A 14541-nucleotide genomic window follows, 5' to 3' on the forward strand; every position below is an offset into this window, starting at 1 on the left:
CTACCTCAATAGTAATGGCGATATGAAAGTTAGCCAATGGTTCCAAGTTAGTGGGAAATGGTACTATGTAGATGAATCAGGTATGCTTGCAGTCAATACAACAGTAAACGGCTATAGAGTCAATGCTAATGGTGAATTGGTAAACTAAATCTAACTGAATGAATCTTAATATTATTTTTTGATAGGATATTAAGGCTGAAAATAACTCCATAATCTCTAGCCAGATTTATGCTACTGGAGATTATGGAGTATTTTGTAATATAAGAGATAATGGAAGGATGAGCTAGTAACTCAACATTCTTATATAATAGATTGAATCTAGAGTAGTACATAGTTACTGATGAAAAATCAACTGTTAAAGTGCCTGCTGGCAAATAATTACCTAACACAGGTTCAGCATCAAGTGCAGCACTTGCTAGTCTTGGTCTAGTGGTGGCAACAAGTGGTTTTGCTTTGCTAGGAAGAAAGGCTAGACGTAGAAAATAGGATAGCTAGAAAATTCTATTCTCTACTTAAAGTTAGATTATAAGGGGGATTTGGAGAAATCATCAATCCTAGTGATGGGTGAGAAAAGTGAGAACCCAAGATAATCGCACACTTTAGCTGAAAAGGGATATTCTATCAATGTAACCAGTCTCTTCTGTCTCTAACTGTGGGACAGGAGATGGGTAATATCGAGTAGAAAAGCTAGCAGAATAGCTCTATTAAAGAGAGGAGGGAAACCGAAAAATTGGGTACCCCTCCTCTTTTTTGGTATAATAGAAGATAGAAAACGAGGTTAGAAGAGATGATTTTTGATACACATACACACTTGAATGTAGAAGAATTTGCAGGTCGTGAGGCAGAAGAAATTGCCTTGGCTGCTGAGATGGGTGTGACACAGATGAATATTGTTGGTTTTGATCAACCGACGATTGAGCGTGCCTTGGAGTTGGTAGATGAGTATGACCAGCTCTATGCGACTATCGGTTGGCATCCTACAGAAGCAGGGACTTACACGGAGGAAGTCGAGGCTTACTTGCTTGACAAGCTCAAGCATCCCAAGGTTGTGGCTTTAGGTGAAATTGGTTTGGATTATCATTGGATGACAGCGCCCAAAGAGGTGCAGGAGCAGGTTTTTCGCCGTCAGATTCAGCTATCTAAGGACTTGGATTTGCCTTTTGTTGTCCATACCCGTGATGCGCTGGAAGATACCTATGAGATTATCAAGAGCGAGGGAGTTGGCTCTCGAGGTGGTATCATGCATTCATTTTCAGGGACGCTTGAGTGGGCAGAGAAGTTTGTCGAGCTTGGTATGACCATTTCCTTCTCAGGAGTGGTGACTTTTAAGAAGGCAACTGACATCCAAGAAGCAGCTAAAGAGTTACCTTTGGATAAGCTTTTGGTGGAGACGGATGCGCCTTACTTGGCTCCTGTTCCTAAACGTGGTCGCGAAAACAAAACAGCCTATACTCGCTATGTGGTGGACTTTATTGCTGCCTTGCGTGGGATGACGGCAGAAGAGTTAGCGGCGGCAACGACTGCAAATGCAGAACGCATTTTTGGATTGGACAGCAAGTAATGAAAGAGAAAATTTCCCAAGTCATCGTGGTTGAAGGTCGCGATGATACGGTCAATCTCAAACGTTACTTCGATGTAGAGACCTATGAGACACGAGGTTCTGCCATCAATGATCAGGATATAGAGCGGATTCAGCGCCTGCACCAACGTCATGGAGTCATTGTCTTTACAGACCCAGATTTTAATGGGGAGCGGATTCGTCGCATGATTATGACGGCCATTCCAACAGTTCAGCATGCCTTTCTCAAACGAGATGAAGCTGTTCCTAAGTCCAAAACCAAGGGGCGTTCTTTGGGAATAGAACATGCCAGCTATGAAGACCTGAAAACGGCTCTAGCTCAGGTGACAGAACAATTTGAACATGAGAGTCAGTTTGACATCAGTCGTAGCGACTTGATTCGCCTAGGTTTCTTAGCGGGAGCAGACAGTCGTAGACGCAGAGAGTATCTGGGAGAGGCTCTCCGAATCGGTTATTCCAACGGCAAGCAACTCCTCAAACGCCTAGAGTTATTTGGGGTTACTTTGGCAGAAGTGGAAGAAGCTATGAAATCTTATGAGTAGGAAAGATGTAGCCGTTACAATTTTTTAAGTTTCACAGTATTTTTCGAAGCAGGTAGAAGAGGAGGTGTCTGATGTTAATTGGTCAAAAAATTAAAGAGATTCGGATAGAAAAAGGAATTAGTCGTCCAGATTTCTGTGGAGATGAGCAAGAACTGACAGTTCGTCAACTGTCGCGAATTGAGAGTGGAGCTTCGCAACCGAGTTTGCCCAAGTTAGACTATATTGCTCGCCGGCTAGGAGTTCCAGCTTATAGCCTTATGCCAGATTTTTCAGCTCTTCCTTCTGCTTATTTAGAATTGAAATACCAGATTTTACGTGAACCAATCTATGGTAAAGAAGAGGAGTATGATAAGAAAGAAGCGTGTTTGGAAGAGATTTATAAAACATACTTTGATAATCTTCCTAAAGAAGAACAATTAGCATGTGAAGTATTGCAGGCGTGTTTGGATACTTCTAGAACTAGAAGGCCTGAATATGCAGAGTTAATACTTGAGGAACATATGCCTCAGATCATAGAAAAAGAAGTTTATTCAACAAATGATATGTTGTTGATTCGTTTGTTTTTTTATCAAATGCTCATTAGAAAAGATCTTGCCAAATTTATAAATCAAATCGAAAAGCTAATGCTCTTTCTTTTGGAACAGAAGAAGGTAACTCAAATAGAGAATTACTTTATAATTAGAGATACTCTTATTTCAGGAATGTGTTGTCTTGAAAAGGTAGGAGTAACTGATTGTTTTAATGATTATCTATCGTGTTTACAAGAAATTATGGATAAAACTCAAGATTATCAAAAGAAACCTCTTATATTTATGTTTTTGTGGAAGCAAGCATTAAGAGAAGAAAGAGATTTTAGTTTAGCTGAATCATTTTATCAGTCTTCTAAAACATTTGCGCAGCTAATTGGAGATGAATTTCTAGTAAAGAAATTGACAGAGGAATGGCAAGAGGATGTCAAAAAATATTTATAAACATAGTGAATCAGTGACAAAAATGTCCCTGTTCTCGCATCAAAACAGTTCTAAAGTTCGTCTTTAGAACTGTTTTTTTAGATATAAGCTAAAAATAATATGAAATAGTTAGATTTTAAGGACATTGGTGTCCTTGGAGTTTATTGATATAAGTTTTATAATAGATGACATAGAAATAAGGAGGTGTGATATGTTTGGTTTTATCATGTTTTTAACATATTTTAGTTTTGGAGATTGGTGGCACGGATAGAAAGGAGAATGTAATGAGGTGTTGCTTTGAAAAGGTCTATGATCCATGACTTAGTTTTACTTGAATAGAAAATAGACAATATATAATAAATATTTATGATATAATAAAAAATAGAGGAGTATCAATATGAAACAAACAGTTAAAAAATTAGCCCTTGTAGCGAGTCTTGTAGCAACATTAGGTGGAGGAGTAGCAGTAGTATCGGCCGCGGTTAAGTATCCAGGTGGTGGTGTCTGGACGTATGGTTCGGCTAACGGAGGTGCTTACTCAAACTACTATCACCCCTCAAAATACCATAGTTCAACAGTTTCTAGCAGATGGAATAGTTCATCTGATAAGGGATATGCTGATGCAGGAGGAACATCTCGAGCTTGGATTCGTACTGCGTGGGGCGAGCAAGTAAGCTTTTATTATGATTATTAAAAATTATACACGAGAAAGTAAAAACATTTCTGGGTGAGTTGATAACAATGCTTTACTTGGTCATCTCTCTAGCAGGTGACCAAGTAACTTTTTGGAGGAAATGATGAAACGTTTATTTATTTTGATTTCAATGGTATTGGTATCGCTTTATATGGTGATAAATTCCGTTGATCATCGAGAAGAGATTTTATTTGGTAACTATCCCTCTGTTGATGTGATGGGTACTGGGCTAGACCAATCAGTAGCTGATCGAGAAAAACTGACAGAGGCTTTGAGTCACTTGGCGGTAGAGCACAATAGTCTCATCGCTCGTCGGATTGTTGAGCCAAATGAAGCTGGAGAAACACGCTTTACCTATGCCACTTATGGTCAGGGAGAGCTTCCAGAAGGTTTGACCATTTCCTCCAAGGAGAGTGCAGAAACGAGTGATTTATTAGGGTCTTACTTGATTGTATCAGGAAGTTTGGATGGAGTGAGCTTACAGACCGCCCTGCAAGAACTTGGTTATAATGGTGTTGTCTCGAATAGAACGGAGGCATTTTCGATGGTCGTCCTCTTGGCTGCTACCCCAATGGGGCTACTGAGTCTAGCTATTTTTCTGCTGACTTTTATGAGTCTGACCCTGATTTATCGGATCAAGTCCCTTCGTCAAGCAGGGATTCGCTTAATAGCTGGTGAGAGCTTGTTTGGGGTTGCTCTCAGACCGGTGTTAGAAGATGTGAGACAACTTATTTTCTCGGTACTGGTATCCAGTCTTTTGGGCTTGGGGATTCTCTGGTATCAAGGTGCCTTGTTTATGGCAACGGTGCAACTTGTCATCATTGCTCTTCTACTTTATGGATTGACCTTGGCAGGGATTTCTACCTTACTAAGTGTCGTGTATCTACTTGGTTTACAAGAAAATAGTCTGGTGGATCTATTGAAAGGGAAACTCCCTCTCAAACGTATGATGACATTGATGATGGTGGGGCAACTCTTAGCCGTACTGGTGGTCGGATCGAGTGCGACTGCTCTCCTACCCCACTACCGTGAAATGCAGGAAATGGAGAGAGCTAGCGATAAATGGAGTCAGTCCTCAGATCGTTACCGTCTATCCTTTGGTTGGTCTAGTGCATTTGCCGATGAAGAAGGAATGCGTAAGGATAATCGTGAGTGGCAGACATTTACTGAAGAACGGTTAGCCAATACAGACTCTTTTTATATCATGAGCAATGTTGACAATTTCTCAGATGGAGCAGAAGTGGACCTAGATGGCAATCGTCTCAGTGACTACACACCGTCAGGGAATGTTATCTATGTCTCACCGCGCTATCTGATAGAAGAAAAGATTACCGTTTCTTCAGAGTTTATGGACAAGATGCAAAACTTGTCTGAGGGAGAGTTTGGGCTGATCTTGCCTGAGAGCTTGCGAGAGCAGTCTGCCTACTATCAAGGATTATTTACAGATTACCTGCAAAGATTTTCATCTGAAAGTGTAGAAGTGACGAGTCAGAAACACTACCTCCCACAGCTAAGGCTAGATTTTACAGAAACAGGACAGGAACGCTTCCTCTATAACGATGGGTACAAGACGACACGTCAGTACCTAAAAGATCCGATTATTGTAGTTCTAACGCCGCAAGCGACTGGAACAAGACCTGTTGCAGGGATGTTGTGGGGAACTACGGCTAATAGTGCCTTGAAACTAGATCGATATGGAGACAGCATCACAGCTCTAAAAGAGCAAGGTCTGTATCACAAGGTCTCTTACTTGGTAAAAAGCCAGCTATTTTTTGCCAAGGTACTAAATGACAAACGGGTGGAGTTTTACTCTCTCCTTATTGGGACGATTTTGACCCTGTCTACGGCTATCTTGTTATTTGATTCCATGAATCTTCTCTATTTTGAGCAGTTCAGACGGGAGCTTATGATTAAACGTCTTTCTGGTATGACAATTTATGAACTTCATGGCAAGTACTTGCTGGCGCAAGGAGGAGTTCTCTTGCTTGGCCTGGTTCTATCTAGTATTTTGACAGGAGATGGTTTGATCAGCGCTCTAGTTGTAGCTTTGTTTACGCTTAACTCCCTCTTGATTTTAGTAAGGCAGGACAAAAAAGAAGAAGCTGGTAGCATGGCAGTATTGAAAGGAAAATAAGATGATTGATATTCAAGGATTGGAAAAGAAGTTTAATGACCGCGCGATTTTCTCTGGTTTAAATCTCAAGCTGGAGAAGGGCAAGGTCTATGCCTTAATCGGAAAGAGTGGAAGCGGAAAGACGACGCTGCTGAACATCTTAGGAAAGTTAGAAAAGATAGATGGTGGAAGGGTTCTCTATCAGGGGAAAGATTTAAAAACCATTCCCACTCGTGAGTATTTTCGAGACCAGATGGGCTATCTCTTTCAAAATTTTGGCCTCTTAGAAAACCAATCAATCAAAGAGAATTTGGATTTGGGCTTTGTCGGTCAGAAAATCTCAAAAGTAGAACGTTTGGAAAGGCAAGTGGAGGCTTTAGAAAAAGTTAATCTAGGGTATTTGGATTTAGAACAAAAAATTTATACTTTATCTGGGGGAGAGGCTCAACGAGTTGCCCTTGCGAAGACTATTTTGAAAAATCCACCCTTGATTTTGGCAGATGAACCAACAGCAGCTCTTGATCCTGAAAATTCAGAGGAGGTTATGAATCTCTTGGTGGGCTTGAAAGATGAAAATCGAATGATCATCATTGCGACCCATAATCCCCTAGTCTGGAATAAGGCCGATGAAATCATTGATATGAGGGAACTTGCTCATGTGTGAAAAAATCCGTATTCGCAGGGTATCTGATTATCCTAGTGCCAGAGGTGGTTTAGAAGATATTCTCATCATGGAAAATATGACCAATCATCTCCTTTTGGTTCAAATCCGAGTGAATGGCTATTTGCTTGATTTTGCTAGTATTGAAGGGCAAAGGCAAAAGCATTATCGTTTGAAAAATTTACCTCAAACGGTTGAACTGACAGTGGATGATGTAGAGGAGGATGTAGATTTGACCCTACCCGAAAATCGAAGTTATCAGGAAGCTGATTTTTTTGAACGTATGTTTCGAGAGAACCGCTAAGTCCCCCTTTAAAGATTTCCAAGACTATCTTTCTTCACGAGGAAAGATAGTTTTTTGGTATGATTTTCACCCCCAAAATACAAGGGGAATGTGTTACAATAGTAGTAACAGATAATAGAAAAGAGAATAGATGAGAATTGCAGATTATAGCGTGACCAAGGCAGTGCTGGAGCGTCACGGTTTTACCTTTAAAAAGTCCTTCGGGCAAAATTTCCTGACGGATACCAACATCCTTCAAAAAATCGTGGATACGGCTGAGATTGATGACCAGGTCAATGTCATCGAAATCGGGCCAGGTATTGGTGCCTTGACGGAGTTTCTGGCTGAGCGTGCGGCTCAAGTTATGGCCTTTGAGATTGATCATCGTTTAGTGCCAATTTTGGCAGATACTCTGCGTGATTTTGATAATGTGACCGTGGTCAACGAGGACATTCTCAAGGTCAATTTGGCGCAACATATCCAGAATTTTAAAAATCCTGACCTGCCAATCAAGGTAGTGGCTAATTTGCCTTACTACATCACAACGCCTATTCTCATGCACTTGATAGAGAGTGGGATTCCTTTTAGTGAGTTTGTGGTTATGATGCAGAAAGAGGTAGCGGACCGCATCTCCGCTCAGCCGAATACCAAGGCTTATGGTAGCTTGTCGATTGCGGTTCAGTATTACATGACTGCCAAGGTTGCCTTTATCGTGCCTCGTACGGTATTTGTGCCAGCGCCAAATGTGGATTCGGCCATCTTGAAAATGGTGCGTCGTCCAGAACCAGCTGTAGCAGTGGAAGACGAGAACTTCTTCTTTAAGGTTTCCAAGGCTAGTTTTACCCATCGCCGCAAGACCTTGTGGAATAACTTGACAGGTTACTTTGGCAAGACTGAGGAAGTCAAGGACAAGCTGACCAAGGCTTTGGACCAAGCAGGCTTGTCACCAAGTGTACGAGGAGAAGCCCTTAGCTTGGCAGAATTTGCCAGCCTAGCAGATGCCTTGCAAAACATCTTTAAATAGTGTTAGTTAAGCTATGAAAATGCCAAAAGAGGCTGGGACAAAAACTTAATTTTAGTAAAAAATGAAGTAGATCTTTCTATGATAAAACGCATATTATCAAGGTTTTCCAACACCTGATAATATGCGTTTCTCTGATTTTAAAGACTTTTGTCCCAGCATTTTGGTATATATAGTAGATTGAAATAAGATATGAACAAAGAGATTAGGAAAGTCAAATTAATTTCTAGAAACGTTTTAGAATCCTTAGTTTACTATTTCTAGGTTCAATCCACTATAGTTCGTATTAAATCAATGAATCAGTAGTTGATTGGGCACTTCATTAGATTTTTAAACTCGTGAAATACCTGATTAGCCTTGTGGGGCTGGACCAACGAAATCGAGTCTTTGTCTACCGATTTCTGCTCCATCGATTTTTCGCTCGACATTTACGTATGAAATTTACCCTAACAATACTATTTTATCATAAAACTAGTAGAAAAAACAGTCTTGTATTTATTTATTTTTGTGATATATTAGTAGGTGAATAAGGGCATGTTCAATAGACTTAGAAAGGAGTTTTTTGTAGCAAACTATTGAAATATATGTAGCCAAGATTTGGAACAGTTACCTATAGGAGTGTGAATTGCTTTCAGATAGATATCCTATTCTGAAATATAAGGAAACGTTCATCTTATATTAGCTATTTTTACTTCTCTTGAAAATGGGAAGGAGATATTCATGAGAAAAAAATTAGTCAATAGCCTTATGTCTGCAGTGGTTCTATCAGGATTTCCTATTGCGACTTATGCAAATGAGAAGAATATTGGTCCAAATATAACGGTTTCTAATGGGCAAACTAGATTATCTATACCTGAAAAAAATGGGGTAGAAGTGATTCAGTCTGAAGAAAATCGAGTTGTATATGAGGTGAAAGAGGCAGCTAAAATAGAAACTAGCGATGGAGATATGGTGGCCCCCATTGTTGTGGATAGCCGTATTACTTCTATAAATAATCAAGTAGTACAAGGAAAAACTGTTTATACCGCTGATTTAGAGAAGGCTACTTTTGTTGAAGAGGCTTACAATAAGCTTGCTAAACCAACGAATATATTAGACCATATTTTTGGTATACAGAAAGTGCACGCTTATACTCAAAACATTACTACTCATCAAAGTCAGTTTAATAGTACTTATAGTGTGGAATTGTATACTGTTGTTCACTGGGTGAGTTATGATGGAGGTGTACAAAAAAAATATTACTAAAATAAGTGGAGGAGTTGACTTCCATGAAAGGGATATCGAAATAGAATCTTCAAGTGTGGAAGTTAGACAAGATGGTTGGTATTCATCCCAGCAAAAATGGTTTCATCCAGGTGCAAGAAGTAGTTGGGAGTATAGCACAGGTTTTTCTAAGCTTGGACCAGGTGAAAATCGGGTAGTAACTAATTATACTGTTCATTTGATTCGATATGGAGATAGATGGTCAGCTTACTTGCAAAATAATCCATGGTAGAGAATATGAAAAAAATAATTAGTCCCCTTCTTTTTTTAGTGAGCTATTGTTTACCTTTCTATAAAGTAGTTGATGTGATTGATGGAGAAACGACTGAAAGTATGATTTATGGTTTTCAATTTATGTTGCGAAATTGGTCAATCTATCTACTTTGTCTGTTCTTATTGATGATTTTTCTATGGCGAAAGCAAGGATGGGTTCTAATTGTAGCAGTATTTATGTATGTTCTTTGTTTACTATCTCTAACGACCTATGATTTCTATCAATTTCCAATCATCTATCTACCAGGCTATTTTATAGAGTCTGTCTTTCCCCACATGATGTATGGAGTTTATATTCATATTTTTTGTCTTGCTTTATTAGGTTTTTTCTATTACACACAGAAAAAGTAAAGCGAACAGGGAGTTTTAGGCTCTCTGTTCGCCTGTTTTTATATAAGGAGGTAGACTCGTTATTTTTGTATAAAACTTTGTATCTAAAGCGTGAGTGTATCTTTTTCTTTTAGAATAGACTTATCGAAATTGTAAAGAGAAGCTAAGCTAAAATAGCTTTTTTTTGTTATAATGGAACTAACAATTTTAAAGGAGTTATTTTGCAAGGACAAATCATTAAAGCCTTGGCTGGGTTCTACTATGTAGAGAGTGATGGTCAGGTCTATCAAACACGCGCGCGTGGAAATTTTCGTAAAAAAGGGCATACCCCTTACGTTGGGGACTGGGTCGATTTCTCTGCCGAGGAAAATTCAGAGGGTTACATTCTCAAAATTCACGAACGGAAAAACAGTCTGGTCCGTCCGCCCATTGTCAATATTGACCAAGCTGTAGTAATCATGTCCGTCAAGGAACCTGATTTTAACAGCAATTTGCTGGATCGTTTCTTGGTTCTTTTGGAGCACAAGGGTATTCATCCCATCGTCTATATTTCCAAAATGGATTTGTTGGAAGATAGAGGAGAACTGGATTTTTACCAGCAGACCTATGGTGACATCGGCTATGACTTTGTGACCAGTAAAGAGGAACTCCTGTCTTTGTTAACAGGCAAGGTTACGGTCTTTATGGGGCAGACAGGTGTTGGGAAGTCAACTCTTCTCAATAAAATCGCACCAGACCTCAATCTTGAAACGGGAGAAATTTCAGACAGTCTAGGTCGCGGTCGCCATACCACTCGAGCTGTTAGTTTTTACAATCTCAACGGGGGTAAAATCGCAGATACACCAGGATTTTCATCCTTGGACTATGAAGTATCAAGGGCTGAAGACCTCAATCAGACTTTCCCAGAGATTGCTACTGTTAGCCGAGATTGTAAGTTCCGTACTTGTACCCATACCCATGAGCCGTCTTGTGCCGTCAAACCAGCTGTTGAAGAGGGTGTTATTGCAACCTTCCGTTTTGACAATTACCTGCAATTCCTTAGTGAAATTGAAAATCGTAGAGAAACCTATAAAAAAGTCAGCAAAAAAATTCCAAAATAAGGAGAAACCTATGTCTCAATACAAGATTGCTCCGTCAATTCTGGCAGCAGATTATGCCAACTTTGAACGTGAAATCAAACGTCTAGAAGCAACTGGGGCAGAATATGCCCATATCGATATCATGGACAGTCATTTTGTACCGCAAATCAGTTTTGGTGCAGGTGTGGTCGAGAGCCTTCGTCCTCATAGTAAGATGGTTTTCGATTGCCACTTGATGGTGTCAAACCCTGAGCATCATCTGGAAGATTTTGCGCGTGCAGGTGCAGACATCATCAGTATCCATGTAGAAGCAACACCTCATATTCATGGCGCCCTCCAAAAAATTCGTTCACTCGGAGTTAAGCCTTCAGTCGTTATCAATCCTGGCACACCAGTTGAAGCCATCAAGCACGTCCTTCATCTAGTTGACCAAGTTTTAGTCATGACGGTTAATCCAGGTTTTGGTGGGCAAGCCTTTCTGCCAGAAACCATGGATAAGGTTCGTGAGTTGGTTGCTCTTCGTGAGGAAAAAGGTTTGAACTTTGAAATCGAAGTGGATGGTGGGATTGATGACCAAACTATTGCTCAAGCCAAAGAAGCTGGTGCGACTGTTTTTGTAGCAGGTTCCTATGTCTTTAAGGGAGAAGTCAATGAGCGAGTACAAACTCTCAGAAAACAACTGGACTAGGGTTGCAGTTTTTGCAGGCGGAAACCGCGGTCATTATCGGACAGATTTTGATGCTTTTGTTGGGGTGGATCGAGGCTCGCTCTGGGTCTTGGAAGAAGACTTACCTCTTGCTCTAGCAGTCGGAGATTTTGATTCTGTGACGGAAGAAGAGCGACAGGTGATTCAAAAACGTGCCCAGTATTTTGTTCAAGCCCGACCAGAAAAGGATGATACAGATCTGGAATTGGCTCTCTTAACCATCTTTGAACAAAATCCTCAGGCTCAGGTCACTATTTTCGGTGCTTTGGGTGGTCGTATTGACCATATGCTGGCTAATGTCTTTCTGCCTAGCAATCCTAAGTTGGCACCCTATATGCGCCAGATAGCGATTGAGGATGGGCAAAACTTGATTGCCTATTGTCCAGAAGGGACCAGTCAGCTAGAACCTCGTTCAGACTATGACTACCTAGCCTTTATGCCAGTTCGGGATAGCCAGCTGACTATTATTGGTGCCAAGTATGAGTTGACAGAGGAAAATTTTTTCTTTAAAAAAGTGTACGCTTCTAACGAATATATAGATAGGGAAGTTTCGGTGACTTGCCCAGCTGGCTATGTGGTCGTGCTGCATAGTAAGGACAGGAGGTAGGATGGAAAGTTTACTTGTTCTATTATTGATTGCCAACCTAGCTGGCCTCTTTCTGATTTGGCAAAGACAAGATAAGCAGGAAAAACATCTCAGCAAGAGCTTGGAGGATCAGGCAGATCACTTGTCAGACCAGTTGGATTACCGTTTTGAACAAGCCAGACAAGCCAGGCAGTTAGATCAAAAAGACTTGGAAGTAGCTGTCAGCGACCGTTTGCAAGAAGTGCGAATCGAATTGCACCAAGGTCTGACGCAAGTCCGTCAAGAAATGACAGATAATCTCCTCCAAACCAGAGATAAGACCGACCAACGTCTCCAAGCCTTGCAGGAATCAAACGAGCAACGTTTGGAACAAATGCGCCAGACAGTCGAGGAAAAACTAGAAAAGACCTTGCAGACACGCTTGCAGGCTTCCTTTGAGACAGTTTCCAAACAACTGGAGTCGGTCAATCGTGGCCTGGGGGAAATGCAGACAGTTGCCCGCGATGTCGGCGCCCTCAACAAGGTTCTCTCTGGAACCAAGACACGAGGGATTCTGGGAGAATTGCAACTGGGGCAAATCATCGAGGATATCATGACCCCTGCCCAGTACGAACGAGAATACGCAACAGTTGAAAACTCCAGTGAACGAGTGGAGTATGCCATCAAGTTACCCGGACAAGGCGACCAAGAATATGTCTACTTACCGATTGACTCTAAGTTTCCACTGGCAGATTATTATCGCTTAGAAGAAGCCTATGAAGCAGGTGACAAGGACGAAATCGAACGCTGTCGTAAGTCGCTCCTAGCCAGCGTCAAACGCTTTGCAAAGGATATTAAGAGCAAGTACATAGCACCACCTCGGACGACCAATTTTGGAGTTTTGTTTGTCCCGACAGAAGGTCTCTACTCAGAAATTGTCCGCAATCCTGTCTTCTTTGATGATTTGAGGCGGGAAGAGCAGATTATTGTTGCAGGTCCAAGTACCCTATCAGCCCTTCTTAACTCCCTATCAGTTGGATTCAAAACTCTCAATATCCAAAAGAGTGCCGACCATATCAGTAATACTCTTGCCAGCGTCAAGACCGAGTTTGGCAAGTTTGGTGGTATTCTGGTAAAGGCACAAAAACATCTCCAACATGCCTCTGGCAATATTGATGAATTATTAAACCGTCGTACCACAGCTATCGAGCGGACGCTCCGTCACATTGAGTTGTCAGAAGGTGAGCCTGCGCTTGATCTACTCCATTTCCAAGAAAATGAGGAAGAATATGAAGATTAGTCACATGAAAAAAGATGAGCTGTTTGAAGGTTTTTACTTAATCAAATCAGCTGACCTGAGGCAAACTCGAGCTGGGAAAAACTACCTAGCCTTTACCTTCCAAGATGATAGTGGCGAGATTGAGGGGAAGCTCTGGGATGCCCAACCTCATAACATTGAGGCCTTTACCGCAGGTAGGGTTGTCTACATGAAAGGGCGCCGAGAAGTTTATAACAACACTCCACAGGTCAATCAAATCACTCTCCGCCTGCCGCAAGCTGGTGAACCCAATGACCCAGTTGATTTCAAGGTCAAGCCACCGGTTGATATCAAGGAAATTCGTGACTACATGTCGCAAATGATTTTCAAAATTGAAAATCCTGTCTGGCAACGGATTGTCCGAAATCTCTACACCAAGTATGATAAGGAATTCTACTCCTATCCAGCAGCCAAGACCAACCACCATGCCTTTGAAACAGGCTTGGCCTATCATACGGCGACCATGGTGCGCTTGGCAGATGCCATTAGCAATATTTATCCTCGGCTCAATAAGAGCCTGCTCTATGCGGGAATTATGCTACATGACTTGGCCAAAGTTATCGAGTTGACGGGACCAGAACAGACTGAGTATACAGTGCGAGGCAATCTTCTTGGACATATCGCTCTCATTGATAGTGAAATTACCAAGACAGTTATGGAGCTCGGCATTGATGATACCAAGGAAGAAGTCGTTTTGCTCCGCCACGTCATTCTCAGTCACCACGGCTTACTTGAGTATGGAAGTCCAGTCCGTCCACGCATTATGGAAGCAGAGATTATCCATATGATTGACAATCTGGATGCCAGCATGATGATGATGTCAACAGCTCTGGCTTTGGTGGATAAAGGAGAGATGACCAATAAAATCTTCGCTATGGACAATCGTTCCTTCTATAAACCAGGTTTAGATTTATAATTTAAGAAAAATGGACATTTTTTAGAATAAGAATGTTCGTTTTTTTCTGTGAATATGGTATAATAAGTAAAAGACAAAAATGAATACTTTTCGAAAATCTCTTCAAACTAGGGTAGTATCGCCTTGTCGTATGTATATATGCAGGTATATTACAGGATTTGTCAGTTCTATCGACAATCTCAAAACAGTGTTTTGAACCACCAGTGACCAGCTTTCTAGTTTGCTTTTTGATTTTTTGAATAAAAATG

15 protein-coding genes and 2 pseudogenes are annotated in these 14541 nt (G+C 41.0%); all 17 read left to right on the forward strand.

Annotated features, from left to right (window positions below):
- Positions 1–148, forward strand: a pseudogene (locus tag HT709_RS09285) (N-acetylmuramoyl-L-alanine amidase family protein); the annotation flags it as partial.
- A 203-nt stretch (positions 149–351) separates the two neighbouring features.
- Positions 352–486 (forward strand): annotated as a pseudogene (locus HT709_RS09290) (LPXTG cell wall anchor domain-containing protein); the annotation flags it as partial.
- A gap of 301 nt (positions 487–787) precedes the next feature.
- On the forward strand, positions 788–1561 hold the full coding sequence (locus tag HT709_RS09295) for a TatD family hydrolase (RefSeq protein ID WP_054393098.1): 774 nt from the start codon (positions 788–790) through the stop codon (positions 1559–1561).
- Positions 1561–2121 (forward strand): ribonuclease M5, encoded by a 561-nt coding sequence (gene rnmV, locus HT709_RS09300; protein ID WP_100104496.1) that lies wholly within the window; start codon positions 1561–1563, stop codon positions 2119–2121. The genes HT709_RS09295 and rnmV overlap by 1 nt, the downstream gene beginning before the upstream one ends.
- 71 nt (positions 2122–2192) lie before the next feature.
- Positions 2193–3092: a helix-turn-helix transcriptional regulator gene (locus HT709_RS09305; RefSeq protein ID WP_000904845.1), complete on the forward strand. Its 900-nt coding sequence runs from the start codon at positions 2193–2195 to the stop codon at positions 3090–3092.
- A gap of 376 nt (positions 3093–3468) precedes the next feature.
- Positions 3469–3765: a lactococcin 972 family bacteriocin gene (locus HT709_RS09310; RefSeq protein ID WP_000815399.1), complete on the forward strand. Its 297-nt coding sequence runs from the start codon at positions 3469–3471 to the stop codon at positions 3763–3765.
- 103 nt (positions 3766–3868) lie between these two features.
- On the forward strand, positions 3869–5899 hold the full coding sequence (locus HT709_RS09315; protein ID WP_166727988.1) for a bacteriocin-associated integral membrane family protein: 2031 nt from the start codon (positions 3869–3871) through the stop codon (positions 5897–5899).
- A 1-nt stretch (position 5900) separates the two neighbouring features.
- Positions 5901–6542, forward strand: a complete 642-nt coding sequence (locus tag HT709_RS09320) for an ABC transporter ATP-binding protein (RefSeq protein WP_000565529.1) — start codon at positions 5901–5903, stop codon at positions 6540–6542.
- On the forward strand, positions 6535–6843 hold the full coding sequence (locus HT709_RS09325) for a hypothetical protein (RefSeq protein ID WP_000333264.1): 309 nt from the start codon (positions 6535–6537) through the stop codon (positions 6841–6843). The genes HT709_RS09320 and HT709_RS09325 overlap by 8 nt, the downstream gene beginning before the upstream one ends.
- A gap of 130 nt (positions 6844–6973) precedes the next feature.
- The gene (rsmA, locus tag HT709_RS09330) at positions 6974–7846 is read left to right on the forward strand and encodes a 16S rRNA (adenine(1518)-N(6)/adenine(1519)-N(6))-dimethyltransferase RsmA (RefSeq protein WP_023941429.1); all 873 of its coding nucleotides are present in this window, start codon (positions 6974–6976) and stop codon (positions 7844–7846) included.
- Between the two features lie 717 nt (positions 7847–8563).
- Complete coding sequence (locus HT709_RS09335) at positions 8564–9088, forward strand: hypothetical protein (protein ID WP_001227793.1); 525 nt, start codon at positions 8564–8566, stop codon at positions 9086–9088.
- A 55-nt stretch (positions 9089–9143) separates the two neighbouring features.
- On the forward strand, positions 9144–9338 hold the full coding sequence (locus tag HT709_RS11950) for a hypothetical protein (protein WP_226372460.1): 195 nt from the start codon (positions 9144–9146) through the stop codon (positions 9336–9338).
- A gap of 592 nt (positions 9339–9930) precedes the next feature.
- Positions 9931–10809 carry a ribosome small subunit-dependent GTPase A gene (gene rsgA, locus HT709_RS09340; protein ID WP_050102292.1) on the forward strand — a complete coding sequence of 293 codons (879 nt, stop codon included), beginning with the start codon at positions 9931–9933 and terminating at the stop codon, positions 10807–10809.
- Between the two features lie 10 nt (positions 10810–10819).
- Entirely contained in the window at positions 10820–11476 is a 657-nt protein-coding gene (rpe, locus tag HT709_RS09345; protein WP_000085022.1) for a ribulose-phosphate 3-epimerase, read from the forward strand.
- Positions 11439–12101, forward strand: coding sequence for a thiamine diphosphokinase (locus HT709_RS09350; protein ID WP_166732368.1), 663 nt, complete (start codon positions 11439–11441; stop codon positions 12099–12101). The genes rpe and HT709_RS09350 overlap by 38 nt, the downstream gene beginning before the upstream one ends.
- A 1-nt stretch (position 12102) precedes the next feature.
- Positions 12103–13359: a DNA recombination protein RmuC gene (locus HT709_RS09355; protein WP_172925705.1), complete on the forward strand. Its 1257-nt coding sequence runs from the start codon at positions 12103–12105 to the stop codon at positions 13357–13359.
- Positions 13349–14293, forward strand: coding sequence for a 3'-5' exoribonuclease YhaM family protein (locus HT709_RS09360; protein WP_050208237.1), 945 nt, complete (start codon positions 13349–13351; stop codon positions 14291–14293). Before HT709_RS09355 ends, HT709_RS09360 begins: the two co-directional genes overlap by 11 nt.
- Positions 14294–14541 lie beyond the last annotated feature (248 nt).

Source organism: Streptococcus sp. 1343, assembly GCF_013277355.1.
Classification (GTDB): Bacteria; Bacillota; Bacilli; order Lactobacillales; family Streptococcaceae; genus Streptococcus; species Streptococcus pseudopneumoniae.